At 67.1% G+C, this 25,890-nt stretch carries 19 protein-coding genes; 9 read left to right on the forward strand and 10 right to left on the reverse strand.

The features are described from left to right. Positions 1-583: 583 nt before the first annotated feature. The 5 genes from ACFYXB_RS16195 to ACFYXB_RS16215 form a co-directional block, all read right to left on the reverse strand. The gene (locus tag ACFYXB_RS16195) at positions 584-1,642 is read right to left on the reverse strand and encodes a zinc-dependent alcohol dehydrogenase family protein (RefSeq protein WP_389582355.1); all 1,059 of its coding nucleotides are present in this window, start codon (positions 1,640-1,642) and stop codon (positions 584-586) included. Between the two features lie 30 nt (positions 1,643-1,672). Next, positions 1,673-2,119, reverse strand: a complete 447-nt coding sequence (locus ACFYXB_RS16200) for a hypothetical protein (RefSeq protein WP_389582358.1) — start codon at positions 2,117-2,119, stop codon at positions 1,673-1,675. 488 nt (positions 2,120-2,607) lie between these two features. Continuing rightward, positions 2,608-2,769, reverse strand: coding sequence for a hypothetical protein (locus tag ACFYXB_RS16205; RefSeq protein WP_389582360.1), 162 nt, complete (start codon positions 2,767-2,769; stop codon positions 2,608-2,610). A 205-nt stretch (positions 2,770-2,974) separates the two neighbouring features. Next, entirely contained in the window at positions 2,975-3,850 is an 876-nt protein-coding gene (locus ACFYXB_RS16210; protein ID WP_351359130.1) for an alpha/beta hydrolase, read from the reverse strand. A 1,137-nt stretch (positions 3,851-4,987) separates the two neighbouring features. Then, positions 4,988-5,998: an NAD(P)-dependent alcohol dehydrogenase gene (locus ACFYXB_RS16215; RefSeq protein WP_389582363.1), complete on the reverse strand. Its 1,011-nt coding sequence runs from the start codon at positions 5,996-5,998 to the stop codon at positions 4,988-4,990. Positions 5,999-6,659: 661 nt separating this feature from the next. On the opposite strand from ACFYXB_RS16215, the gene ACFYXB_RS16220 reads away from it, so the two are divergent. Further along, the gene (locus tag ACFYXB_RS16220) at positions 6,660-7,187 is read left to right on the forward strand and encodes a YbhB/YbcL family Raf kinase inhibitor-like protein (RefSeq protein ID WP_389582365.1); all 528 of its coding nucleotides are present in this window, start codon (positions 6,660-6,662) and stop codon (positions 7,185-7,187) included. Between the two features lie 92 nt (positions 7,188-7,279). Further along, on the forward strand, positions 7,280-7,696 hold the full coding sequence (locus ACFYXB_RS16225; RefSeq protein WP_389582367.1) for an SRPBCC family protein: 417 nt from the start codon (positions 7,280-7,282) through the stop codon (positions 7,694-7,696). Between the two features lie 200 nt (positions 7,697-7,896). Here ACFYXB_RS16225 and ACFYXB_RS16230 read toward each other — a convergent pair whose 3' ends face one another. Further along, entirely contained in the window at positions 7,897-8,112 is a 216-nt protein-coding gene (locus ACFYXB_RS16230; RefSeq protein WP_389582370.1) for a transposase, read from the reverse strand. A gap of 555 nt (positions 8,113-8,667) precedes the next feature. On the opposite strand from ACFYXB_RS16230, the gene ACFYXB_RS16235 reads away from it, so the two are divergent. After that, complete coding sequence (locus ACFYXB_RS16235; RefSeq protein ID WP_389582372.1) at positions 8,668-9,921, forward strand: PP2C family protein-serine/threonine phosphatase; 1,254 nt, start codon at positions 8,668-8,670, stop codon at positions 9,919-9,921. Positions 9,922-9,993: 72 nt separating this feature from the next. Here the strand turns inward: ACFYXB_RS16235 and ACFYXB_RS16240 are convergent, their stop codons facing one another. Beyond that, positions 9,994-10,596, reverse strand: a complete 603-nt coding sequence (locus ACFYXB_RS16240) for a TetR/AcrR family transcriptional regulator (protein ID WP_389582375.1) — start codon at positions 10,594-10,596, stop codon at positions 9,994-9,996. A gap of 109 nt (positions 10,597-10,705) precedes the next feature. On the opposite strand from ACFYXB_RS16240, the gene ACFYXB_RS16245 reads away from it, so the two are divergent. The 4 genes from ACFYXB_RS16245 (at position 10,706) to ACFYXB_RS16260 (ending at position 18,953) form a co-directional block, all read left to right on the forward strand. Beyond that, the gene (locus ACFYXB_RS16245; protein ID WP_389582378.1) at positions 10,706-12,070 is read left to right on the forward strand and encodes a carboxypeptidase regulatory-like domain-containing protein; all 1,365 of its coding nucleotides are present in this window, start codon (positions 10,706-10,708) and stop codon (positions 12,068-12,070) included. A gap of 994 nt (positions 12,071-13,064) precedes the next feature. Beyond that, positions 13,065-14,675, forward strand: coding sequence for an FAD-dependent oxidoreductase (locus ACFYXB_RS16250; RefSeq protein WP_389582381.1), 1,611 nt, complete (start codon positions 13,065-13,067; stop codon positions 14,673-14,675). A gap of 52 nt (positions 14,676-14,727) precedes the next feature. Beyond that, complete coding sequence (locus tag ACFYXB_RS16255; RefSeq protein WP_389582384.1) at positions 14,728-16,008, forward strand: cytochrome P450; 1,281 nt, start codon at positions 14,728-14,730, stop codon at positions 16,006-16,008. A gap of 878 nt (positions 16,009-16,886) precedes the next feature. Beyond that, on the forward strand, positions 16,887-18,953 hold the full coding sequence (locus tag ACFYXB_RS16260; RefSeq protein ID WP_389582387.1) for a SpoIIE family protein phosphatase: 2,067 nt from the start codon (positions 16,887-16,889) through the stop codon (positions 18,951-18,953). 449 nt (positions 18,954-19,402) lie between these two features. On the opposite strand, the gene ACFYXB_RS16265 is transcribed toward ACFYXB_RS16260, so the two are convergent. After that, positions 19,403-19,756, reverse strand: coding sequence for a DUF6233 domain-containing protein (locus tag ACFYXB_RS16265; protein ID WP_351366161.1), 354 nt, complete (start codon positions 19,754-19,756; stop codon positions 19,403-19,405). 187 nt (positions 19,757-19,943) lie between these two features. Between ACFYXB_RS16265 and ACFYXB_RS16270 the strand changes: the two genes are divergently transcribed. Together ACFYXB_RS16270 and ACFYXB_RS16275 are read left to right on the forward strand one after the other, a co-directional pair. Continuing rightward, complete coding sequence (locus ACFYXB_RS16270) at positions 19,944-20,693, forward strand: SDR family NAD(P)-dependent oxidoreductase (protein ID WP_389582613.1); 750 nt, start codon at positions 19,944-19,946, stop codon at positions 20,691-20,693. Between the two features lie 638 nt (positions 20,694-21,331). Beyond that, positions 21,332-22,423, forward strand: coding sequence for a PP2C family protein-serine/threonine phosphatase (locus ACFYXB_RS16275; protein WP_389582389.1), 1,092 nt, complete (start codon positions 21,332-21,334; stop codon positions 22,421-22,423). 453 nt (positions 22,424-22,876) lie between these two features. On the opposite strand, the gene ACFYXB_RS16280 is transcribed toward ACFYXB_RS16275, so the two are convergent. Both ACFYXB_RS16280 and ACFYXB_RS16285 read right to left on the reverse strand, forming a co-directional pair. After that, a complete protein-coding gene (locus tag ACFYXB_RS16280; RefSeq protein ID WP_389582391.1) occupies positions 22,877-23,092 on the reverse strand; it encodes a hypothetical protein in 216 nt (71 codons plus the stop codon). Between the two features lie 150 nt (positions 23,093-23,242). After that, entirely contained in the window at positions 23,243-25,573 is a 2,331-nt protein-coding gene (locus ACFYXB_RS16285) for a SpoIIE family protein phosphatase (protein WP_389582394.1), read from the reverse strand. Positions 25,574-25,890 lie beyond the last annotated feature (317 nt).

Consider the following 25,890-nt stretch of genomic DNA (forward strand, 5'->3'; position numbering starts at 1 on the left):
CCGACCTCTCAGTGGACGCAGGAGCCGGAGGCGACTCCCGATCTGCTCTGCCCTCACGAGGGCGCGCCCTGGCCCCACTACGGACCCGCTCCCTGCCTGATACGCACCATCTGCGACACAAGAGGGCACTGCACGCCTCCCGCGATCAAGGAACCTGCTGTTCAGAGCCCATTCGCAAGCCCAACTCTGATTGCGCTCCGGAGCCGTGTGCGCAGGTTCGAATCCTGCCGGGGGCACTCGCCCACAGTCAGCAGAAATCAAGCTCTGACCAGGGCGAATGCCGACAGAAGAGGGTGGGAGTCAGTCTTACTGACTCCCACCCTCTCTCGTTGTCTCCCAGCGTTCGCGACACACCTCCGACACACCCTCCGGGCTGGCGTTCGCTGGCTGCGGGCCAGCTCAGGGACGCCGTACCGGCCGACACGGAATCGGATCCTGGCCGTTCGCTTGGAGCGTCGGCATCGTGAGCGGAAGAGCGGCGGAGGCGATACCCGCTCTTGGGTCAGGCGTCAGCGCCTGTACGCGACCACCCCCAACAGCCTGCCCGCCCGCCGACAGGCTGGCGCTATCCAAATACCGCGTCCTACCTGTCACCTTTGTCCCGGCGATCTTCGAAGACGAAGAGTGGTTTGGCGCCATGTGCGGGTGTTTCGGCGAGCGAGATGGCTTCAGTGAAGCGTTCAAGCGGGAACGGCTGGCCTTGGGGGATGCTCAGCACTTCATCAGCGACGAGACTGCGAACCTCGGATAGCGCGCGCAGCGCATCCGCAGCTGAAGCAGTCCCGAACCAGCGGTTCAGCCAGAAGCCACGGACTGCTTTGGTCTCGTAGATAACCGAGCGTGCCTGCAGCGGGATCGTCAGCGCTGCCGGGTCAGTCTGCCGATGGGTGGAGAGCGCGCCGTAGACCACGACCTCTCCTCCCGGCGCCAATGCCTGGGATACCTGGGCACCCACGGGGCCCGCGACACAGTCGATGGCTTTGCGCACGCCGGCCGGTCCTGCTATCTCGGCCACACGCTGCACCAGGTCCTCGTCCTCAGTGCAAATGACCTCGTCACCGCCAAGCGCTTTGATCTCCTCAACGGCATCGCGCCGCCGCACGACATTGATCGTCGGAATACCCAGATGCCTGGCCAGCTGAATGACGAGCCGGCCGACGGTGGAGCCCGCGGCCGTCTGCAACAACCATTCACCCGGCTGTACGTCGAGTTCGCGAGTCACCAGGAGCAGCGCGGTCAACGGGTTGACGGCGAGTTGACAGGCACTGGAGTCGCTCAGGCGATCAGGGACTGGCAGGAGCCTTCGTGTATCGGCGACAAGGTATTCCTGCCAAGTGCCGGCCACATGCGGCCCGGGTACCGCCGGGACAGCAACGGCCACCACGCGCTCGCCGATCTTTAGTCCCTCGGTATCAGGGCCCAGGGCCTCAATACGGCCCACGCATTCCATGTGACCCCCAACAGTGGGAAACTCAGGGGAGAAACCGTAGCGGCCACGCAGCACATGCAGATCGCTGGCGTGAATCGGAGTCGCCTTCACGCGGATCAACGCCTGACCGGCTTCCGGCGTGGGAACAGGCCGGGATTCCAGCCGAAGGACATCGGTCGGCTCGCCAACCTTTTCGGCTACGAGCGCGCGCATGGATTGTGGCATGGGCATGAGATCTCCCCTTTAGCCGCGCTCGGCATCGGCCGACGGGGCAGCGAAATACTGTGCGTACCGTGTCCCAGCAAAGTGCTCGCCCAACAGCCGAGAGAAAAGCAGGACCGACGGCAGCGGACGGTGGTTCACCACAAGATGTTGCGTCTGTCCCACTGGGTTCCTGTAGACGACAGCGATGTTTGCGATCGGCTCACCGCGCACCTTCGACGCATAGTCCTCGACGAAGCCATTCTCTCCGTACTCACCGATGTAGATGAAGTCCTGGTACTCGTACAGAGTGCGCGCATAGGCCAGCACCGTGCGAACGTCCTCGGCCCCGCGCACGATCCCGTTCAGAACCGAGCCCTCCATCGTCACATCGTCGGCAAGGTTGTCCAGCCAAGGGGGGTAGTAGTCCGTGCGCTGCCGCGCCGGGTCGCCGCTGCCCAGATACGTCGGCGTCGTCTTGTCGGTCATTTTCCAGCCGTTCTAGTGGGGAACCAGCTCCTGCGAGCAGCCCTAACGAATCCGATGAAATAACCGTAACACCTTTACCTATTTCCCCCGGTTCCGCCACGGTTGTCGTACAGTTGTTCGATTCATGCCTCTCAAGAGGGCAGGAAGGCGGGTGTGGCCCGTCCGAGTTCCCACAGGTGGGTTACCTGCGTCGTAGCCTCATTGGACCAAGTCGGGGCCTTGGTGCCCCAGGATCCGAGCGCGGCGGCGCTTGACCCGGCCAAAGTCGCTGTGCCGACCGCTCTGTACAGTGCGCGGCGAGGGGACGCCATGAACTGATCGGCCGAGTCCAGCCGGGTGCCTGCCGGCACGTCGGTCAGAGGAAACCTCAGCAGGGCCCGCGCGCTGCCAGTGGTGGTGTTGCCGACCGACAGCCGCCAGTTGTCGTCGTAGTTCGACGCCCTCACCCGTCCGTCACGGCCAGATCCTCCTTTCCGCTCACCGGCCGTTCAGGCAGGCTCGAAGAACGGCTCGGGCACGGAGTCGGCCACGGAGTAGGGCCAGAATCTGGGATCGGTGAGGATCCGGTACAGGAATTCCGTGGCAGTCATCTCGTAACGGTCCCAGTTCTCGGCGTCCTCCATCTTGGCGAGGACCGGACATGCGTCCACCGCGCCGTCCTGACCTGCCAGAAGAACATGTCGGCCGCACGCGAGGTTCCCCAGTGGAAGACACACTCGCCACCAGAAGCTGTTCTCGGACGACAATTTCCGATCGTGCGCCGGGCCCACGTCTGAAGGGTAGGACAGCCTTTAGCTGGTCGTTGCGGATAGACGATGAATTTCCGGGACGTCGAGCAGTCACTTCGACCCCGCACTACTGGAGGAAATCCAGCAGTTGGCGTGTGGTCTCCTCGGGTGCCTCTTCCGGAATGAAGTGACCGACCGGTACCGGTTCACCGCGAACGTCATCGGCCCATTCCTGCCATATCGCGAGCGGATCATCGTAAAGTTTCGCAACCGAACCGCTCTGGCTCCAGAGGAAGAGCACGGGGCAGGATATCTTCCGGTTCCCGCGATCCGCCTCGTCCTGCTGGTAGTCCAAGGTTGGGGATGCGCGGAACTCCTCGCAGATGGCGTGCACCGTATCGGGGTGTTTGAACTTCTCGATGTACTCGCCGCGTATCTCGGCTGGGAAAGCGTCCTTCACCTCGGCCCACGTGTTGAGCATGAAGTCGACCATGCCGGCTGGTGCCGCGTTGATGAACTGTTCCGGCACCGGTTCCGGCGCAGCGAGGAAGGACCATTGCCAGTAGAGGAGGCTGAAGTCTTTGTCGGCACGATCGTACGCGTCGCCGACGGGAACGACGTCCATAACGGCGAGCCGGAGAACAGCATCCGGGTGATCCAGTGCGAGACGGTAGGAGCAACGCGCCCCTCGATCGTGTCCCACAAGGCTGAACTGGTCATAGCCCAGACGCCGCATGACCTCGAGCTGGTCGCGGCCGATCGCGCGCATGCTGTAGGGCTCATGATCGGCGGTACTGGGCGGCTTGCCGCTGTCGCCGTACCCACGCAAGTCGGTGGCGACCACGGTGTAACGCTCAGCGAGGTGGGGCGCTACGCGATGCCACATCAGATGCGTTTCCGGAATACCGTGCAGCAGCAACAAAGGCGGTCCGTTGCCGCCTCGGCATCCGTGAATCGACGCACCCTCGGTAGAGATGTCGAACTCTTCGAATCCATCGAACATGGCCACGAACCCCCTCGAGACTTAAGGATCGTCTTGCCCTGTCGTAACCGACGATCAGAGTCAACGGTGAATGTCTCTTGCCCTTGACCAGCCAAGTAGCCGACAGCGTCAGCCTGTCGGCGGCATAATTACGCCTTGGTCCTCCCTCTAATCGATGCCGGGGCCTGATCTTCATTGGTGGCCACGACCCCAAGTTCCCCCACAGCGTCACCAGGTGTTCGGCGACCAAGTGACAGTGCGACCCAGAGGTTCGCTCGTGGCACGCGGCACTATGTCAGCCCGCTCGAAATACGGGCGCTGCAGGCCCTACGGCCATACAGATTTAGTCTATCCCCGGCGACAAGTGGGTGCAGCTCCGAGCCGTGACGGTACCTCACGGCACCCTGGCCGCGGTCGTGTGCACGGCCTAGCGAGACGTCTGTGGTAATGCCCCATTCTTCGAGCAGAGATGCCCATCCCAGTTTCTGAGCACGCTGTGGCAACGATTGGTTTCGAATCTTTCCCGAAGACCGCGGCAAGGGCACGTTCGACTTCTTCCTGCGTGTCCACCTCGTGAACGCGCACGAAGACCATGCGAGCCTCCCGCTTTCTCTTCGCCCCCTCTTCCGCTCTACGATCGTTCCCGGCCTTAGCAACACGTGGGATGGCGGCAGGGGCTTGGCCCTCATGTTCGGCGTCCTTCAATCCCTCAGATGGCGTTTCGGGTGCTTCAGTTCTTTGGCAACAACGGTGCGTTGATCCACGCGGCCCGAAGCCCTCGCTTCAAGGCCATCCGGACTCCGCTCCCGGATGAGAATGAGCATCGTGACCCACTCGACCAACGCGTATGGCAGATCGAGTGCGGCAGAATACGGAACCAACACGGCTCCTCTGTGCCTGTCGGTTGAGACTTCGAACACCTCACCCAACGGCACGGGAGCCTCGTGCGTTGCGCATCCCGTCGGCGTCACCCGACCGGTGGCCACACTGAAAAGGCCCGGTGAGTGATGGGGTGACAGTGCTGGCCACCGTCGCGTAACCGCCGGATGCGACGCTGTCCGCTCCCTTCTGGGGGAGCGGACAGTAACTTGTGCTCGGCGTCAGGTCGCACGTGCTGCTGGCGACTGCCTGCCGCTGGCCTCGCCTACCGCGCGATCTTCATTCGAAGACGATGACCTGGCGTCCGACGACGTCACCGCGGCCGAGGGCCTCCAGGTTCTCGTTGATGTCTTCAAGCTTGACTTTGGTGACGTCGTGCTTGACGAGGCCGGCTTCGGCGAGGGAGAGCACCTCAACGAGATCCAGGTGGTTGCCCCAGAAGGAACCGAGGTAGGACAGTTCCATCCCCACGAAGGGGAACTGTTTGTGCTCGACGTGGTGGCTCATGAGGCCCACGGCCGCCAGTACCCCCTCCGGGCCCAGCAGGTCGAACCCCATTGAGATGGACGCGTTGCTGCCGACGCAGTCCAGGATGGCGTCGATCGTCCTGCGGCCGGTGAGCCTTTCCAGTTCGTCCTGGATGGCCTCGGTGGACTTGTCGCGGACGTTGATCCCGTGATCCGCGCCGTTCTCCTTCGCTACGTCCAGTTTGCTGTCCTTGCGCGCGAGGGCCACCACGGTCGCTCCGCTTCCGAGCAGCTTCGCGTACTGGACCGCGTAGCTGCCCAGGCCGCCTATGCCCGTGATGGCGACGGTGCGGCCGGGGCCGAGCTTGCCTGTGTCCCGGAGTTTCCTCATCCCCCGGTAGGGGGTCATGCCCGCGTCGGTCATCGGGGCGAGTAGCTCGGGCGCCTTTGCGGCGTTCTCTGAGACCGGAATGGCGTGGCGGTACTCCACGGCCATGTACTCGGCGAAGCCTCCGGGAGGGCCGAAGCCCACCCACCTGCCGTTGCCGCTGCACAACTGTTCGTTGCCTTCGCGGCACTGGCGACATGTGCCGTCTCCCCAGCTGGGGTTGACAACGACCATGTCGCCCTCCGAGTAGCCCACCGTTTTCGGTACGGCGCTGCCCAGGCTTGCTACTCGGCCTGTGACCTCGTGGCCGGGGATGTAGGGAAGGTCCACGGGGAACGGGCCTTCGAAGTAGCCCTCGAGGAGTTGGTAGTCGCTCCGGCACATTCCGGTCGCCGCGACCTTCAGTAGAATCTCGTCCGGCGCGGGGTCGGGCACCGGAACCTCTTCGATTCGAAGGGGTTCTTTGTATCCGTGCATCCTGGCTGCTTGCATCTGCATGGGGGTGCCTCGCTTTCGCTGGCAAGCAGCGGTGCGGGCCGGCGCAGCGTGACGGTATCCGGGTTTCGTCGCCGGTCATCGCGACCGCCGCTTCGGATATCACCAGGTTCTTGCACCTGCCGCTGCCACGCATCCGGAGCTTGGCGCGCAAATACCGCGCTGCGGCAGCCTGCCATACCCCGCGCTGATCTTCCTCCCCCCGCAGACGCCGCTCGCAATTCCCTCTGTTTTGGCCTCAGGGCCTTCTTGAGACGAATTCACCGAACGTCGGAAAGTCCTCCGGCCAACGACCACTATCTGTGGCATCCAATTACGACCGACCCATCGAGCGTGCCATACCTTCGCGTGCGGTGGTCCGGCTACCCGTCGAGGCCTACGGTTGATCAGTGAGTGTGCGGCGCTGGATGGAGTGGCGCGGGCTCGGGATCCGGGTCTGGCTGCGGTGCGGCGTGCGGCACGGGTCAGGATGGTGGCGTGTGCGGGGTTCTATGTCGCGCGGTACGGGCTGGGTGATCGGACGGTCGTGGCCTACCTGCCGTGCGGCCCGGCCGTAGAGCACGAAAACATGCACCTCGGGCTGCGAATGCGAGGAATTCTCGTGATCAAACCCTATGGTCCTTACGATTTCATGCCGCCGATCGGGAGCTTCTCGTTGACCTCGGAGTCGGTGACCGACGGTGAACAACTGGCCCTTGAACAGGTGAGCGGCATTTTGGGAGCGGGCGGATCGGACATCTCACCGCAGCTGAGCTGGTCCGGGTTTCCCGAGGAGACGCGCAGTTTCACGGTCGCGATGTTCGACCCAGACGTGCCGACTGCCTCGGGCTTCTGGCATTGGGCCGTGGCCAACCTTCCCACCTCCGTGACCGACCTACCGGCCGGGGCGGGAGACGGTGGCGACATGCCTGGCGGCGCGGTGACGCTGCCCAACGACGCGGGCTGCAGAAGGTACCTCGGTCCGGCGACGCCTCCAGGCAATGGCCCGGACCGCTACTTCCTCGTGGTGCATGCCGTCGACGTGGAAAAACTGGAGGTGTCCGAGACAACGACACCTGCCCTCATGGACTTCCTCCTGTTCACTCACGCAATCGCGCGGGCAACCCTGTACGGCACCTTCGAGCGATGAGCAGGCCCTGACGGCCTGCCTCAGCAGTTTCCGGGCGGTGTGCAGGCTGCACTCCCAGCGGAACCCGATTCGACAGGCTCTGGAGGCACGCTATGGCATCGACTTCGGTGAGCCGGATCATCCCGGCCTCCCCGGACCGCGTGTGGCAACTGATCGGGGGCTTCGGTTCGCTGCCTGACTGGCTGCCCTTTGTCTCCTCCAGCACTCTGGAGGACGGAGGACGCATCAGGCGGCTCAGCACTCCGGAGGGCGACGCCATGACAGAGCGGCTGGTCACGTTCGACGAATCTGAACGTCGATACAGTTACGCCATCGTCGAGGCGCCGTTTCCCGTGACCGACTACCTCTCCTCTCTGCGGGTCCATGCTGTCTCGAGTGACGCCTCCGTAAGTGAAGTTCAGTGGTCGGCACGCTTCATCCCCACGGACGCTACAGACTCCGAAGTCGTCGACATCTTCACCAAGTTGTACAGCGAAGGCCTGGACGCGCTGCACAAGAGGCTGTCCTGAAACAAACCGGCCTCCTCGGTTCAGCCGGGGCGCCTCCGGGTTGAGGCAGTCCGCATGGCCGTGAAACAGGCCCGTCAGCGGAACGGGGCGGGGCATGCCGTCCAGGTCAGCCGCTGACGACTCGCCAGGACTTCAGTCGGGGGATCCCATGCTGGTCCAGGAAGGTCTGGAAGGCGGTCGGCGGCCGTGGCGGGGGGGGTTTAGCCGGTGGGTGGCAGACCGCTGAGGCGCTCGATGTTCACGGCGATAGCAGTGAACACGTGCTGCAGGTGGGCCTTCGGCTGTCCTCGGTAGCGGTAGCGGCGCATGCCGTGTCCGTGGGCGAACTCGTTGACCGTGTCTTCCACACCGGAGCGGACCGCATAGCGGGCCTGCCAGCCGGGCGTCTGTTGCTCAGCGCGGACGCGGACTTGCAAGTCGCGGAGTTCTCGTGGGGAAAGCCCACGTTGCGGGCGCTTTCGCGGGAGGTGGTGCACTGGGTGCGGACCGGACCGGACAGGGCTGGCACTGGCCCTTGGTGAACCGCGCCACGATCAGCGGGGCCGCGGTGGACGAGGAGGTCGGGTAGGGCCCCGCCACCCCCGCTCGCACCCACTCAGCGGCATCGTTGCCTCTCGTGGTCCAAGCTGCCGCCAGGGAACACCTCTCACCGCTCGGCGAACGCCCCCAGTTCCACAGCTGACCGAGGCCCCCGGCGGCCGCTGGGATTGCCAAGGAACAGGCGCACGGCCGCTGCGCGGAGGGCCGCGCGGGTCTCGGCCCTCTTGCGTTCCCGGAGCCCCGGAGCTGGTGCCTGCATGGAGACCCGGTCCTTCCGCGTATCGGCCGGCATCATACTGCACTGATGAAAGTTTGCATTACTGCAAACTGCCTCGTAGCGTGGTGGCGTGACAGGGGCATATGGACATATTTCAGGTAGCTCCGTCCACAAACAGGCTTCTGCGAACCGTCTCCGCCTAAGGATAAAAAACATGGGTGTGCAGGTCAGGGGGGTCATCGCAGCCCGCGGCACCGCCGTTCGGTCGCTCAGGCAGGTAATCGCCCAGAAGCGGCTCTCCCGGCGGATGCGGGAAGAGGGCCGGCCGTTCTCGCCGGCGCTCCTGTTTCCGCTGCTGGTGATCGTGCTGGACTCGGTGGCGGCCTTCTTCACGCCCCACCTGCAGTTCTACCGGTTGATCGGGGCGGCCCCGGCGCTGGCCGCGGCGATATTCTCCGTGGCCGGCACGCTGGGCATCGGGCTGCTCGCCCTGATGGCCGGGTTCGCCATCGCCGCCGCCGAGCACAATCTGGGCCGGGCACCGGGCAATTTCACCCTGCTCGCGATCGTGGTCGTCACCCTGGCCGCCGCCTACGCCAGCCGGGTACGGCAGAACCGGGAGCACACCCTCGCCGAGGTCCGCTCCGTGGCGGAGACCGCGCAGCGGGTGCTGCTGCGCCCACTCCCGCAGCACCTCGGGCACATCGACGTCGAGGTGCTCTACCAGGCCGCCGCCGCGCAGGCCCGCATCGGCGGCGACTTCTACGAGGCGATGCAGACCCCGTACGGGGTGCGGCTGATCATCGGCGACGTCCGCGGCAAGGGACTTCCGGCCGTCGAGGTCGCCTCGGTCATCCTCAGCACGTTCCGGGTGCTGAGGATGACCGCGCCCGACCTGCCGTCCCTGGCAGGACATATGGAGACCGTCATGAGCCATTACTCCCGGAACCTGCCCGGCGATGCGCTGGAGCGCTTCGCCACCATCGTGCTCGTGGAGATCCCCGCCGGGGAACCGATCGCGCGCGTGCTCAACTGCGGCCACCCCGCGCCACTGCTGTTGCACGGCGGCGAAGTGCGCGAGGTGGAACCCAGCGCGCCGTCACCGCCCATCAACATGGCCGCCCTGCTCGGCGACCACTACCAGGTCGACACCATCCCCTTTGGCGCCCGCGACCGCCTGCTGCTCTACACCGACGGCGTCAGCGAGACCCGCGACCGTACCGGGGCGTTCTACCCCCTCGCCCAGCGCGTCCACCGATGGGCCCTCGTCCCGTCCCGCCAACTCCTCGACCGCCTCCACCAGGACCTGCTCGCCTACTGTCACGGCACCCGCGACGACGACCTCGCCGCCCTCGTCGCCCGCCGCGTCACACCAGCCGGCCGGGAACCGACGGAACTCGACCGCGCTATCCCCGTACAGCGCAGCCCCACTGGACCATCCGGCGCGCCTACTGCCGGGCTCTCTTAGCGTCGCCCGATTGGCGTGATCTGGCCGTCGCCAGCCTCTCCAGCAAGCGGGCGACCGGCGGCGCTCGCCGGGTCAGGTCAACTCGGGGGGAAGGCCGGCGGCGAGCCGGTCAAAGGCTTCGCCGACGAGCGCTTGCAGGCCTGCGGTCCCGGTTTCCGGTGCCCAGACGCTAAAGGCCGCGCGGAACGCTGACGCCGCGGCGCCCGCGAGGAGCTGCGAGTAGAGACTGTCGCCTGTCTGCCCGGCGCGTTTGGCGAGGGCATCGGCGAGCCTGGTCTGGTTGTGAATCATCCCGTGGACGATCGTGGTGCGCAGTTCGGGGTATGCCGTGAGCACCCTGTCACAGGCCTGCCAGCCGGTGCTGGCGGCGAGGCTGGGGAAGGACTGCTCGATCGCCCGGCGCACCGCGGTCAGCGGCGGCTCGGCGGCCGGGCGCGCGGCCAGTCCCGTGATGACTTCTTCGATGAGGTGCTTGTCCCAGGGCAGGAGCGCCTCCTCCTTCGCATCGAAGTAGTTGAAGAAGGTCCGCGCGGAGACCCCGGCCGCCTCGCAGATGTCGCTCACCGTGACGGCGGCGGGGCCACGCTCGAGGAACAGGCGCACGGCCGCTGCGCGGAGGGCCGCGCGGGTCTCGGCCTTCTTGCGTTCCCGGAGCCCCGGAGCTGCTGCCTGCATGGAGACCCGGTCCTTTCCGCCAAGCGCGAGTGTGTATCGACTGGCATCATACTGCACACTGCACTGGTGTAATTTTGCATTACTGCAAGCTTTCTCGTAGCGTGGCGGCGTGACACAGAGGCATAGAGCCAGAAAACGCGTCGGCGAAGTCGTGCGCACGCTCGTGATGGGCTTGTGGCTCCCGGCGCTCTTCCTGGCCGGGATACTCTTCTCTTACCTGCCGGCCTTCCATCACCCGGCGCCGCATCACGTCAGCATCGCAGTGGCCGCTTCGCCGGCCGCCACGGCGCGGCTGCAGCACCAGCTCGACGTGGCGGCGCCGGGTGGCTTCACCCTCCGGCCGACGGCCGGCGCCGCCGATGCCCGTGCTGCCGTCCTAGACCGCAGCGCGGTCGCGGCATACGTGCCACGCGGGCACCGTCCGCTGCTGTACGGGGCCAAGGCAGACGGCGCCGCCCTGGAGACGGTTGTCCGCCAGACCTTCGCCGCCGTTGCGGGACGGGCCGGCCACACGCTCGCCTTCCGCGAACTGGTCCCCACCGTGCCGGGCGATGCCTCCGGCTCCAGCCTGCTGTACGTCGTCCTGGCCTGCGTTGTCGCCGCCTACTTCATGGTGATCACCATGCAGCGCGCGGTGGGCTTCGGCCGGTGGGCACACGTGGCCACCAGCATCGGCTGGGGGGTGGTGGTCTCCGCTGTCGCCTACCTCGCGGCTGCCTATGTGGTGCAGGTGATCCCGCCGAATCCACTGGACCTGCTGTACCTGTTCCTGCTGACCCAGGCCGTGTCGCTGACCGCCTATGGCCTGGTGCCCTTCTTCGGCGGATTCTTCCCCGGGATCGCGATCACGTTGTTCGTCCTGCTCGGCGTGCCCAGCAGCGGCGGCGCTGTGGCCGTCCAACTCGTGCCAGGCTTCTTCGGCTTCTGGCACCCGATCCTGCCCATGGGGAACGCCGCCGATGCCCTGCGCAGCGTCAGCTACTTCGGCAATAGCCAGCTGTTGCGGCCCACAGCGGTGCTCTGCGCCTGGATCGCTGCCGGCGCCACGCTCATCCTGCTCGGCTACCTCAGGCATCAACGGCGCCTGGCGCAGGAGGCAACAGACCAGACCAGGACCGAGTATGTCCCCGGGCCCCCTGCGGAAGATCCCACGGTGATGCTGCCCGAGCCCGTCGCCCTTGCCCCACACCAGCACCATTTCGGCGACGAAGAGCCGATGCTGACCGGGCGGGTCACCGATCCGTCCGGTCAGCCGCTGCCAGGCACCACGGTCACCGTGATCGACCCGCGCGGCCGCCAGCTTGTCCGCACCCGCACCGACCAAAACGGAGAATACGCGGCCACCGGCTTCAGCGATGTCGCCGCCATGGTTATTGCCACCATGCCGGGCCGCCCAGCCGCGGTCGCGCAGCTTCTCCTCGATCCAGCGGCACCCGTAAACCAAAACCTCGTCCTTGGCCGCCCAGCTTCCTGAGACCCGCGAACCAGACGGTTCGGGACCTCGAGGACGGGTGACCCCTGCTGGCTGACCGGCCCGGCACCGGTCCCGGTCATCAACCCAGGACTGCGGGAGACTGCCACTGCACGCCGACCAGGCAGCGATGGGTGAAGAAGTCCTCGAGGGCACGGGCGAAAGGGCCCATCGACCGTCCGGGGCGGCGGGACCGCTCCAGCAGGGCCTGGGGCGGGTTGGAGTGCTCGTCCTGCAGGAGGCGGCCGAGGTCGGTGATGAGACTGCAGGCCCGGGAGACACAGAAGCGGGCCGCGACATGCGCGACGAAGTCGTCCAGCCAGGAGGGTGGGGTGGCGACCTGTTCGCGGAGGTGTTCGCCGCGGGTGAAGGGACGGCCGGGGTGCTATTGCCAGCAGGCCGAGCGCAGCCCCAGGCCGGCATGCTGACGCAGCTGACCACACTCGCGGCAGTTCCGCTGCGGCTGCTTGTCCTGCCGGGCCGGGAGCACCGAATCATGAGGCTTTCCTACGTGGCCTTGGGGCGGATGCGAACAGTCTCCATGAGCGTGCGTGACATCGGTTTCCGGCAGGGGCAGTGCTGGCGTGCCACAGCCGTGCCACATCGGGCGGTCAACCACGGTCAACGGCGGTTCGCCTCAGTCGCGCTGCCTCGCCAACCTGGGAGCTCACCAAATCCGCCATGGCCTGCGCATCCTCCAGGAGTCCCACCACCAGGCTTACAAAGCGGTCATACTCTTGAGCCCCGGTCGAGGCCCCTCCTGGCAAGCACCTTGCGGTACACGTGGCCGGATCGCCTTCTTGCGGGCGCTTCGTATGCATGTCACACAATTGGGGGGTGGGACACACGGCGCGCGAACGACTCCGGACCGTAACCACCGGTCCGCGGCGGGATGCGGTCCCCGGCGTGCCATGCTCCACTGAAAGAGATGTGACGGCGTGCGCGCGTGCTGGTGGGACGAAACGGCCGATCCGCAGGGTTCGGAAGGGACGTCCACATGAAGATCGTCGTGGATCTCACGCGGTGCCAGGGATACGCACAGTGCGCCTTCGCCGCGCCGGATGTGTTCGTCATCCGAGGTGACGAGGCGCTGCTGTACGACACCGATCCGGGCGACGCGCAGCGAGAGAAGGTCGCGCGGGCCGCGGCTGCCTGCCCGGTGCAGGCCATCTTCCTCGACCGTGAGGACGCTCAGCACCGGCCGGCCGGGCCCGAGGACGGGACTGCCCCGGGCCCTGAGCAGGCCCTCGGGCGCGCCGGGCGCATCGTCATCGTCGGGGCGTCCCTGGCTGGGCTGCGGGCCGCGCTCGTGCTGCGCCGGGAGGGTTTCACCGGCTCGCTGACCGTGATCGGGGACGAGCCTCATCCCCCGTATGACCGGCCGCCGCTGTCCAAGCAGGTCCTCCTGAGCCAGGTTCCGGCACGGCGGACCGCACTGCCCCGCCGCGACGGGCTCGACGCTCACTGGCGGCTCGGGGTCGCGGCCACGGGTCTTGACCTGAGCGGCAAGCAGGTGCTCCTGGCCGACGGCGAGAAAGTGGGCTTCGACCGGTTGCTCATCGCCACCGGTGTGCGGGCCCGCCCGTGGCCGAACGAGGCGGAGGCCGGGCTCGACGGACTGTTCGCACTACATACGCCGGAAGACGCGGACGAGCTGCGGCAACGGCTGGCAGCCGGCCCTGGCCGGGTGCTGGTCATCGGTGCCGGGTTCACCGGCTGTGAGGTCGCCTCCGCCTGCCGCGAGTTGAACATTCCGGTGACGGTTGTCGAACGGGGTCGGGCCCCGCTGCTCGGGGCGCTGGGCGCGGTGATCGGCGGGGTTGCGGCGCAGATCCAGCGCGACCACGGGGTCGACCTGCGGTGCGGCGTTCAGGTCGAGGCGGTGGAAGGCGATGACAGCGGGCGGCTGCGGCGAGCCCGTCTGTCCGACGGCAGCACCGTGGACGTCGATGTGGCGGTGGCCGCGCTCGGCAGCATCCGCAACGTCGAATGGCTGGGGAGCTCGGGGCTGGCGGCAGGGGTCTGGGGGGTGGCGTGCGATGCGGGGTGCCGCGCCGTCGACGTCAACGGCGTTGTCACGGACGATGTGTTCGTCGCAGGCGACGTGGCCCGCTGCCCACACCCCGTCTACGACTACCAGTATCTTGCCCTGGAGCACTGGGGCAACGCGGTCGCCCAGGCGGAGATCGCCGCACACAACATGATCAGCGCCCAGAGCGAGCGCTGGCCGCACCTGGCGCTGCCGGAGTTCTGGTCCACCCAGTTCGGCACCGAGATCAAGTCCGTCGGCGTCCCGACCTATGCCGACCAGGTTGTCATCGCCCAGGGATCGGTGGACGAGCGCCGTTTCGTCGCGGTCTACGGCTACCGCGGGCGCATCACCGCGGCGGTCGCCTTCAACCAGTCCAAGTGGCTGGAGTTCTATGAGGGGTTGATCGACCGGGCGGCGCCGTTCCCGCCCTCCTTCCACACCGTCGACCAACCCATCGACGGTCGCCCGGTCGCGGCCGAGGTCCCAGTCCGGCCCACCCCTGAGGCCACCGTCGTGGTGACCGGCCACGGACCCAGCGAACGGCGAGCCACGTTGGTCCGCAGAACATACCTGTGACCTGCCCGAGCCACCGCACGTCCAGATCCCCGAGGGGCGGGAGACGCCCACCATGGCCCAGACCAGCATCTGGCAGCAGATCCTCGACTACTCCCACCGCGCCGACCCTTATCCGCTCTACGCCGAGCTGCGCAAGACACCCGTGGTGCAGGCGGAGGACGGGAGCTATGTCGTGAGCACCTACCGGGAGATCGTCGCCCTGCTCCACGACCCACGGCTCAGCTCGGACCTGCGCAACCTCCCCGAACAGGGCGCCGACGCGCCGGCTCAGGCGCCCGAAGAGGGCCCTTCCGAACTGCCGCCCACCTTCATCGAAATCGACCCGCCCGAGCACGACCGAATCCGGCGCCTGCTGACTCGGAACTTCGGCCCGCCCCGCCGCCCCGCCCGCATCGACAGCATGATTCCCGACATGTTCGAGATCGTGACGAACCAGATCGACGCCTTCGCAGAAAAAGACCGGTCGGGCACGTCCCGGGTCGACATCGTCGACGACTTCGCCTATCCGTTCCCGGTCACGGTGATCTGCGGGCTGCTGGGAGTGCCCCGCGAGGACGAAACGCGCTTCCAGGCATTGTCCGACGCAGTCGTCAAGGCCGCCGACCCGACCACGGGAGGGCTCGCGGAGCGGCGGCGCCGACGCGCCGAGGCCCGCGCCGACCTCGGTCAGTACTTCGCCCAGCTTCTCAACGCCCGCCACGGCCGACGGAGCGACGACCTGCTGTCCGGGCTGATCGGCGGTGACGGTGCAGAGGCGCCGATGCCACGGGAAGAGGTGCTGAGCAACGCGGCCCTGCTGCTCACCGCCGGCCACGAGACGACAGTAAACCTCATCACCAACGGCATGCTCACCCTCCTGCGGCACCCCGAGGTGCTCGACCGGCTGCGCCGCGGCGACGAACCCGATCTGGCCGCCCGCGTGGTCGAGGAACTCCTGCGCTACGAACCACCGGTGCAGTTTCTGTCCAACACTCGGAACACCGTCGACGACATCGAGGTCGCCGGCACCACCATCCCGAAGGGCTCACCGGTCACCCTCGTGCTGGCCGCCGGCAGCCGCGACCCGGACTTCGTCCCGGACCCCGACCGCTTCGATCCGGACCGCGAACACAACGAGCACCTTGGCTTTGGCGGCGGCGTCCACTACTGCTTCGGTGCCCCACTGGCCCGTCCCGAGACGCAGATCGCGCTCACCGAGCTGGCACGCCGACTCAACAACCCCCGACTCGTCGCCGACCCACCGCCCTACCGCACGAGTCCGGGCCTGCGCGGCCCCCGTCACCTCCTGATCGAGATCGACGGCGTCAACCCCGCACAACACCGGCCCCCGTGACCAGGCACCGCACCGCACCCGACAGACCACACTCCGCCGTACGCCGACACTTGGCCCCGCCACGGCGATCAGCGCGTCCTCCCCTCACTCACGCAAAGGGGTAGCCCGAGGAACTTCGTAACGCCCTTGCGGTTGAACCCGTCCTCCCCTCATGCGAGGGGGTAGCCCGTACGCCGGGCGCAACGGCGCCGCCTTCCCGAAGTCCGCCCCTCACACGAGGGGGTAACCCGTTGGGGTCGACGTTCCCGGGCTGGACCTCGCTGTAACAGGGGGGAGGGTGTCGTACCTGTCGCACCGTCGCAGCGGGCCGGATGACCTGCGAGCGGGCGCTACGGTTGCCCACGCCGCTGTCACGGGTCTCGCCCGCCAACCCGCGGGCCTGTGGTGGCGCGGCGTCACACAATGTTGCAGCCCTCCCCCAGGGACGGACTCCGAGCCGGATACGCTCACCATGGCTCCTACCGGCCGGTAGCGTGCGCCTCCGAGTGAGTGGCGATCGAGACGGATACGCGGTCCCGGCACTTCAGATATTCGCGCAGGTCAAAGGCACAATTCCGCTCCCCCTGCGCTTGCCCTCCGGAGCCGTGTGCGCAGGTTCGAATCCTGCCGGGGGCACTCGCCCAGGATCAGCAGAAATCAAGCTCTCACCAGGGCGGATGCCGAGAGAAGAGGGCGGGAGTCAGTCTCACTGACTCCCGCCCTCTCCCGTTGTCTCTCGGTGTTCGCGACACACCTCCGACACACTCAGATGACGACCCAAGCCGAGCAGGCCGGCCCCCCAGACCCATATCTGGACCGCCGACGTCCGACACGACGCGCGAAGCAAGGGAGCGGCGCATAGGAGCCAGGAGCAGGCTGGATGGTGGAGGTGCGTTGCCGTGGCGCAAAAAGAAGCCATCTCACCCGTCGAGGGTGCTGCAGTACTGGAAGCTCTGTTCCACCAGTCCCCTACAGGCCTGCTGATCTTGGACACGGAGCTGCGAATCCTGCGGATCAACCTCACCAGGCCGGCTCTGCACGAAGCGCCCCCTGAACAGATCACGGGCCGGTACCTCACCGACGTATATGACCTTTCCGCACCCGGTGAGGTGGAGGCGATGCTGCACGGCGTGCTGGAGAGCGGCGCGCCCGTACGGGGGCGACTGGTGGGGGTGCGTCCGAAGAGCGCGCCGGGGCCGGAGTACCTGTTCTCCGTCTCGGCATCTCGCCTGGAGGGCCCGCAGGGGAGGATCTGGGGGGTGCTGGCGGAGATGCTCGATGTCACCGAACGCGAAAAGGTAGCCGCTCGCCTGCGCGTCCTGGGCTCGGTGCGCGAGCAGGTGGGACGGACCCTCGACGTGGTGGCCACCTGCGAGGAACTGGTGCAGGCCGTGGTGCCGGACCTCGCCGACATCGCCGTGGTGGAAGTGGTGGACGCCGTGGTACGCGGCGAGGACCCTCCGCTGAGCCCTCTGGGACGGGAGGTGCCGCTGCGCCGTGCCGCCTTCGGCCACAGCGGCGGCAAGGAGCAGATTCAGGCACATCCGGTGGGTGACGTGCGCGCTCTGCCGTTCCCGACGCCTCACGCCCAGACGCTCGCCGACCTCAAGCCCCGCCTCGTCGCCCTGGGACCCGACACGCCCTGGCTGGCAGCCGTCCCGCCGCGCGTCGCCGAGGCGATCCGCGCATCCGGTGCCCACAGCCTGATCACTGCACCCCTGACGCTGCGTGGAACCGTGCTCGGCCTGCTGAGCCTCTACCGCACTGACCGGAGCGACCTCTACGACGAGGACGATGTCACCCTCGCCCTCGCAGCGGCCGCTCACACCGCGCTGTGCATCGACAACGCCCGCCGCTACACCCGCGAACACACCATCGCCTCGACAGTCCAGCGCCATCTGTTGCCTCCCCGCCCGGCGTCGCGGACCACCGTGGAAACCGCGCACCTGCACGTGCCGTCCCAGGCGGGCGGAGGCGGCGGGTACGACACCTTCGCCCTGTCCGGCGCCCGCACCGCACTGGTGGTCGGCGAATGCGTCGGCCAGGGCATCCACGCGGCCACCACCATGGGACAGCTACGGACCGCCATCCACTCCCTGGCCGCACTCGACCTGGAGCCCGACGAGCTCCTCGCACGCCTCAACGACACCACCATAAGCCTGGCCCAGGAACGCGCAGCTCTGCCGACCGGCGACCCCATGCACCGGCAGCCACTCACGGGAAGCTGTGCGTACGCGGTCTACGACCCGCTCGCCCAGACCTGCACCATCGCCCTGGCCGGCCACCCCCCACCCGTCATCGCCCATCCCGACGGGAGGACCGAGATCCCCCACCTGCCCGCCGGACCCCCTCTCGGCAGTGCCGAAGGACCCCCCTTCGCCGCCACCACGATCTCCGTCGCCGACGGCAGCGTCCTCGCCTTCTACACGGCATCCCTCCTGCACACCTCCCCGTCCCCGGACACCCTCCAACGGGTGCTGGCCCACCCCGACCGGCCACTGCAGGATCTATGCGATGACGTGCTCTACCGGCTGCGGAACGACACCGGCCACGGCGACGTCATCCTCCTCCTCGCCCGCACACACGCATTCCCCGCCGACCAGATCGCCGAGTGGCATCTCGACCACCACCCCAAAGCCGTCGCCACGGCACGCGCCCACGCCCAACAACAGCTCACCCTTTGGGGAGTGGACGAGGAAACCTCCTACACCACCGAGATGATCGTCAGCGAACTGGTCACCAACGCCGTCCGCTACGGCACCCCGCCTCTGCGGCTGCAGCTCATCAAGGACCGCACACTCACCTGCGAGGTCAACGACAGCAGCTACAGCGCACCGCGGTTGCGCCACGCCAAAACCATCGACGAAGGCGGTCGCGGCCTGTTCATCGTCGCCCAACTCGCGCAGAACTGGGGCGTCCGCTACTCCCTCGACGGCAAGACGGTCTGGGCCGAGCAGACTCTCTAACCCAACACAGCCTCGTCACCGTCAGGACCGCGTGCCGGGTCGCCCGGCCAGGACCTCCACGACCAGCCCCGGCATCGTCAATGGGTAGGTCTCGCCTGCGGGAACGGGCTACGCCTGCTGCTCTTCGGTTCCGCAGGGAGAGTGGGCGTGCCAGAGCCTTCGCACCGGCGCCCGGCCCGCGCGAAGGCTCCGAGGGCAAAACAGTCCCCGGTAGTGCTGCGCGTGTCCTGAAGCTTCAGTCGTCACTGTCGTCTCGGTATCGCGCCGGCTTGCCGGGGGCCTAAACCACATCCTGTCCAAGTCACTCCGCCGACTAGACGTCCTCATCGACTTTGCGACTCTTTCGGTGTTATGGCCTAGTAACCAGGATGCGCGCCATATGTCATGAGTCAATAGGTTTTTGGTAAATTCCACAGGAAGCTCCTGCGGCACCCGGCCCGCCCTGCGGCCTACGCCATGAAGCCGAGCGCGGTATCAGCACGGCAGTGCGTGCAGACCGGCACCTGCTGCCGCAGCGCATCCAGCGCCTGCGCCCGCGTGACACCGACACACCGGCTGCTCTTGACGACCGTCCAGCAGTCGCCCACCCGCACGGCGACCAGGTTGTTCTTGTTGAGGCCCCGCTCGACCAACCACTCAGGCGGAGGCGGCCGCAACTCCTCACCGCGGCGGCGCTCGGCCTCCCGGCGCTGCTCATCGGTAATCCACCGGTCGAGCTGCGCCAGGTCCGCCGTCGCCTGCTGGACCACGACACGGCGCGCGAAGTGCAGCAGCTCCAGACGAGACGGCGAGCCGTCGTTCACACGTTCGATCCTCGGAGTGTTTGGGCTGGCCAACACCCACGGGTCCATCCCCTGCGCCGTCGAAGTCCGACAGTTTGCCATCGGAGGTCGTCACCCGCAGGAATACCCGCCGCATGGGTCAGCGCTACCAGATGCAGTGAAAGATCCCAGATGTAATGAAACGAGATACTTCAAGGAAGTGGACATCATGGGACTGCTCGATGAGAAGGTGACCCTGGTAACCGGTGGCTCGACCGGGATCGGCCTGGCCATCGCTCGCCGGTTCGCCGACGAAGGCGCCACCGTTTACATCACCGGCCGACGCAAGGCCGAACTGGACGCGGCCGTGGAAACCGTCGGCGAACGGGCCATCGGCGTCCAGAGCGATGTCTCTCATCTCGACGATCTCGACCGGCTCTTCGCCGCCATCGAGGAGCTCAGCGGACGGCTGGACGTCGTCGTGGCCAATGCCGGAGTCGCCGAACTCGCCCGACTGGGGGAAATCACCGAAGAGCAGTTCGACAAGACCTTCGGCGTCAATGTCAAGGGCACCCTCTTCACCGTCCAGAGGGCGCTTCCGCTGCTCCCGGACGGAGCCTCGGTGATCGTGCTCTCCTCCATCAATGCATCGAAGGGTTTCGAGGCGATGGGCGTCTATAGCGCCACCAAGGCAGCCGACCGCAACCTGGCCCGCACCTGGGCCGCCGAGCTCGCGCCCCGTGGCATCCGGGTCAACGCCATCAGCCCCGGCCCCATCGAGACCCCAGGCATCCGTGGCCTGGGAAACCCGGCACAGGGCGAACAGCAACTGGCGGACACACTCACGACGATGATTCCGCTCGGCCGGATGGGCAGTGCCGACGAAGTCGCCGCCGCAGCTGTTTTTCTCGCCTCGGACCAGAGCTCCTTCACCACGGGAGCCGAACTCTTCGTCGATGGCGGCCTCGCCCAGATCTGAACTCGACCGTGCACAGCTTCTTCCGCCGAGGCTGACATCTCTCCGCGCTGGTCCCCGGAACGTCCAGCGGGAGGGGCCATTGCGGCCACAGGATCACTGTGGCCGCAAAGCGGACGACGCGGCAGGAGCACACCTGCAACCAGCCTCGAGCTTTCACGTGGGCTGGCGTCTGAGACGTGATCGGACGTGGGCATGCTGCGGGCCGAGCCGGGCGTGTTCGGGCTGATGACCTCCGACCCGACGGTCTCCCGGCTCCTCCTGACTCCGCTCCGAACCCGGGCCCTCCCTCGACGGGGATCAGTCGGCAGAAACATGCACCGCTGTCGTGGTGATCAATAAGGGTGCAGATCAGGGCCCTCGCCGGTCAAACACCCGAAGGGCGCACCCGGAACCTTCAGTGGCCGGCAAAGCTGCCCGACTGCGGAGGGGCCACTCCGTCGTACTGAGGGGCTGCAAGCCGCGGGCGGAGGTGCTTCTGGCGGAATTTGCATGATTCTCGATGGCGTACCCCGGTTGGGTGACGGCCACCGTGTGGTGGGACGCGGCATGGGCGAGCAGAGTGAGGTGAGAGAGCGGGGCGGGCGGGCGGGCAGTTAGCCTGAGCTGGCCAGGAGCCCAGTCGACGTCGGGAGCAACACGTGGCAAGGCTGGGAGTGTGGAAGTGGGTGGGAAAGCGGAGCCGCCTGCTGCCGGCCATCCTGCTCCTCTTCGCCGTGTCGATGGACCTCGGCACGCCACGCACCGTCAGCGCTGCGGCCCTCTACGCGGCTGCGGTCTTGGCGGCCGCCCCCCTGCTGTCCCTGCGCGGTACCGTCCTCACTGGCGTGAGTGCGTTCCTCCTCGACTGGGCCATGTTCCGTTATTTCGGCTATCGCCGGAGTGCGGTCGCGTTCAGCGAGCTGGGCATGGTTGCGACAGTGACCGTGATCGCGGCCTTCCTCAATCGCCTCTTGTACCACCGAAAAATGCAGCTGCAGTCCGTACGCGATATTGCCGCCGCTGTTCAGCGTGCCGTCCTGCCGCACCCGCCGGAGAGAATCGGTCCGCTGCGCTTCGCCGCACGATACGAGGCTGCTCAGACGGATGCGCAGATCGGCGGGGACCTCTACGCGGTGGTCGACACTCCGTTCGGCGTGCGCTGCGTGATCGGCGATGTGCGTGGCAAGGGGATGGGAGCAGTCAGGGCGGTCGCGGTCGGCATCGGGACTTTCCGAGAGGCAGCCCTGCAGGAGCCCAGCCTGACCGGCCTCGTGGAACGGCTGGAGCGGGCCGTCGTCCTCGAGGCTCAGCAGTCAGGGGGCCTGACTGAGCTTGAAGGGTTCGTCACAGGCGTGTTGGCAGAATTCCCCCGGCGGGGAAACGAAGTTCGGTTGGTCAACCGCGGGCACCCGGCGCCTCTGCTGTTCCTGGGAGACACAGTGCAGTACGTCGAGCCCGGTCGGCCAGGTTTGCCCCTGGGCCTGGCCGCCCTCGGTGTCGACGCTGAGTGCGTCGACACGGTGACGTTCCCCGAAGGGGCAAGTCTGCTGCTCTACACCGATGGACTCACCGAAGCCCGGGACGAGACGGGCACCTTCTACGACCCTGTCGGCAGGTTCACGGGACATCGGTATCCCGGCCCGGATGCCCTCCTTGACGCCCTGCTTGCCGACGTGGTCCGGCACATCGGGGGCCAGACAACTGACGACATGGCGCTGCTGGCCATCACCCATACACCCAACAACGCATGACCGACGAGCGCTCGCTAGTGGCGCTCCAACCTCTGTCACGTCGCCGTCTCGCCGACGGCGGTGACGGCAGCGCTGACGGCAACCAGTTCGGACCCGGCCGGACGTCAGCAAGCATCAGCGCAAGGTGGCCCGGATCCGGAGTGCTCGGTCCGGGCCGCCGCCCACACCTTCTACGCGCTTGGCCGCAGGTTCCAGTCCTGCCGGGGGCGCCGCTGAGAGCTCTCCCGTTGGGAGGGCCCTTTTGCTGGTCAGAGCGGGTGGCCCTCGACCCGACCCCCGGGCACTCCTGCGACGATCAAGGGAAGGCTCCGGGACTGTCCGCTGCCACCGAGTTCTTGCGGGTCGCTGTGTCGAATACGTGTCGAAGTTCTCGGCTGGGGAATCAGCCGGCAGCTCGGGGCAGACCCCCGGCGGCTTCGAGCCGCTTCTGCAGATCTGGAAGCTGCCCGTGACTCATCGGGCGTAGATGGCCAGCAGCACCTGGACGATGTTCCCGGCCCATTCCGCCACCTGGTCGGGCGGGATCCCGTCGTTGAACCCCTTCGTCAGGCGCGTGTGCCAGTGGTCGTACACGCGCCTGCCCGTGGGTGACGCTACGACGTCAGCGGTGCGCGGACCGCCCCACGCCCGGCGGATGACGGAGCCGGCGAGCTTTTCGGCAGCTGACATCTTCGTCTGACTCATCAACGGCCGTGGACTTCAGCGACCATGGGCTGCCTGTCACGACCGATGCGGCTACGGAGTTCTACGGCGGAAGCTGCAATGGATCGAAGTCTTGAAGCGGTGTCGCCGCGTGCCACAGTCGTGTTCCTGGGTGAGTCACGGAACGCTCTGTCGCAGGTCCCTCGGAACGGCACCGCTTGGGGGCACCCCTGTTGGCTGCTGCGCCCAGACGGTCTTTCCCTGATCCCCGTATCGGGCACCCCACTGGTCCGCGAGGGTGGCGATGATGAACAGTCCTCGGCCTGTCTCGTCGATAGTGCGGGCGTGTTTCACCTGTGGAACGCTGGTAGCCGAGTCGCTGACCTCGCTGGTCAGCATCCGGTCGAAGATCAGTCGTAGTTGCAGGGGTGGAGCGCCGTAGCGGACAGCGTTGCCGACGAGTTCGCTGACGATGAGTTCGTTGGTGAACGCGGCCTCCTCGTCCACACCCCAGGCTTCCAGCTGGTGCCGTGCTGCTGCGCGCGCGATCGGTGCGGCCTCGGGGTCCGCGGGCAGGGCGAGCGTCAAAACCTGATCTGCGGGAAGCGCTTTGATACGGGCGAGCAGCAGCAGTGCCTCGTCCGTCGGGCGGCAGCGTCTGAGCGCGTCCGCGATGGCATCGCGCAGGTCTGGCAGGCTCCGCGCGCCGGCGTTGTCCAGCAGCGGGCGCAGGGGCCCCGCCAGTACTTTGTCTGCGATCGAAGACGTGGCCATCTCCAGGGTGGCCCCTTCGGGGAGACCGACGGTTGTTGCGGGAAATGGCGCGTTGCCTGTTCCTGCGAGGAAGGGGCCGGGAGCAACGCGCAAGGTGTCCGACGTGCCGTCGGGGAAGAGAGCGACCGGCTCCGGAAGGCCGGCGCGGGCGATGGTGCAAGTCAGAGCGACCGGGTCGTAGATCGCGATGACGCAGCCGGCAGTGAGCGGCTCCCGGTGAAGAGGATCCCCGGGCGGCAGCGCGGCGCGTTCGGCTGCGAGGCGAACCGCGGTGTCGTTCAGCCGGGCCAGCAGTTCATCAGGGCCCAGATCCAAAGGGGCGAGTGAGTGGAGGGACGTGCGGAGTTGTCCCATCGTGACAGCCGCCGTGATGCCGCGTCCGGCGACCTCGCCGACAACCAGCGCGGTCCGTGCGCCGGGCAGCGCGATCGCGTCGAACCAGGCGCCGCCGCCCTCCGGACCAGGAAGGTGCAGCTGGCAGACCTCCACGGAACTCGGTGTGTCCGGTTGCTGGGGAAGAAGCCTGCGCTGGAGGGTTGCTGCGATGGTCCGCTCACGGTTGTAGCGGCGGGCGTTGTCGATACAGAGAGCGGCGTGTGCGCACACGTCGGACGCCAGCTGCAGGTCCTCCTCCTCGAAGGGGTCTTCTTGCTGGTGGCGGTAGAAACTGACCACGCCCAGAGCATGGCCGCGCAAAACCAGCGGTGCCGTGATAAGAGAATGGGCCTCGGATTGCCTGATGGAGTTGGCACGGGCCGGGTCGGCGGCGAGCCACGAGCTGTCCTCGTCGATCGGGACAAGGCGCGGGCGAAGGTCGGACAGCACGCCCGAGTAGGGGGTGCCGGATGGCAGGGGGCGCACGTCCCCGACCGGGTACGCCGATATCCGCCCACGGAAGGCCGTCCGGCGCAGCGGAACGTCCTGGGGGACGGGGACCAGTGGAGGCTCCTCTCCACGGACGACACCCTCGATGACCTCGACAACGGCGATACCCGTGAAGGCCGGCACCACCGCGTCCACCAGCTCTCGGCACACTGCGAGCACGTCCAGCCGCCGACCCACCCGGGCGCGAACCGCGTCCAGAAGAGCCAGGCGTCTCTGCGCGTTCTCACGCTCGGTGACGTCGACCGCGGACGCCAGCAAACCGAGTACAGTCCCGTCGCCGCCCTCTAGACGAAAAAGGGAGACGGAGTAGATGCGGCGCCTGTGCACGCCCGGAGCCTCGACACCCCGGACGAGCCGGTTCAACACCGGCTCGCCGCTCTCCAGGACTCTCTGAGCCACCGCGAGCTGTTCCTCGAGGTCATCCAGTTCGTACACCTCGGTGAAGCGCTTACCGAGCAGGTCTCCCACTGGCGTATCGCGCAGCCCGCGGGTGGCGGTGTTCATGCGGACCACACGCAGCTGATCGTCGAAGACATGCAGGCCCACGGGGGACTGGGTGAACAGGGCCTTCAACACCGCCACGTCCTCCGGCTGTGAAACGGCCTCCGTCACTGCGCATACCCGCCAAACGACAGAAGAGCCACACAGCTCCGGCTTGACCAGCACTGGGGGCACATCGGAGAAGGCATCCCTGCGCCAGTCGGTGGTATCGACGTCGCGCATCAGCGTGGCGACGGACTGGCCGACAGCCTCCTCAGCGGACCACCCGAACAGCTCCTCAGCGTGACGTCGCCATTCGGTCACCCGCCCACCCTCGTCAATAATCATGAGCACGTCGCCGTGGGGCATGGAAAGCACCTCCGCCCTCATCCCCTGGTCTGCCAGCCAGGAGCACCACACCGATCGGCACCGTGCACCCCCCACCAGTTCAAACGCGGAGCGGTCCCCCGGCAACCCGACGCGGGCGCTTGAAACTGTCAGGTGGGTCGCCGAACGCCCTGCGGATGCCGACGACGAGCTGTCAGGCCGCTCTGGACGGGCGGTCCGACCCTTGTCCGCGACACACCTCCGACACAGTCTGTGTCGCTGCCACCCTCTGACGAACTCCGCCGCAGGTCAGCGACCCAGGGCGGCTTCGCCGCCCGCCGTGGGGCGGGTAAATGGGT

The organism is Streptomyces sp. NPDC002619 (assembly GCF_042889305.1).
Classification (GTDB): domain Bacteria; phylum Actinomycetota; class Actinomycetes; order Streptomycetales; family Streptomycetaceae; genus Streptomyces.

Excerpts from the sequence above, each read along its gene's own strand:
- ACFYXB_RS16195 (WP_389582355.1), bottom strand. The coding sequence starts at position 1,642 with ATGCGCGCGCTCGTAGCCGAAAAGGTTGGCGAGCCGACCGATGTCCTT.
- ACFYXB_RS16200 (WP_389582358.1), bottom strand. The coding sequence starts at position 2,119 with ATGACCGACAAGACGACGCCGACGTATCTGGGCAGCGGCGACCCGGCG.
- ACFYXB_RS16210 (WP_351359130.1), bottom strand. The coding sequence starts at position 3,850 with ATGTTCGATGGATTCGAAGAGTTCGACATCTCTACCGAGGGTGCGTCG.
- ACFYXB_RS16225 (WP_389582367.1), top strand. The coding sequence starts at position 7,280 with ATGGCATCGACTTCGGTGAGCCGGATCATCCCGGCCTCCCCGGACCGC.
- ACFYXB_RS16235 (WP_389582372.1), top strand. The coding sequence starts at position 8,668 with ATGGGTGTGCAGGTCAGGGGGGTCATCGCAGCCCGCGGCACCGCCGTT.
- ACFYXB_RS16240 (WP_389582375.1), bottom strand. The coding sequence starts at position 10,596 with ATGCAGGCAGCAGCTCCGGGGCTCCGGGAACGCAAGAAGGCCGAGACC.
- ACFYXB_RS16250 (WP_389582381.1), top strand. The coding sequence starts at position 13,065 with ATGAAGATCGTCGTGGATCTCACGCGGTGCCAGGGATACGCACAGTGC.
- ACFYXB_RS16255 (WP_389582384.1), top strand. The coding sequence starts at position 14,728 with ATGGCCCAGACCAGCATCTGGCAGCAGATCCTCGACTACTCCCACCGC.
- ACFYXB_RS16270 (WP_389582613.1), top strand. The coding sequence starts at position 19,944 with ATGGGACTGCTCGATGAGAAGGTGACCCTGGTAACCGGTGGCTCGACC.
- ACFYXB_RS16280 (WP_389582391.1), bottom strand. The coding sequence starts at position 23,092 with ATGTCAGCTGCCGAAAAGCTCGCCGGCTCCGTCATCCGCCGGGCGTGG.
- ACFYXB_RS16285 (WP_389582394.1), bottom strand. The coding sequence starts at position 25,573 with ATGCCCCACGGCGACGTGCTCATGATTATTGACGAGGGTGGGCGGGTG.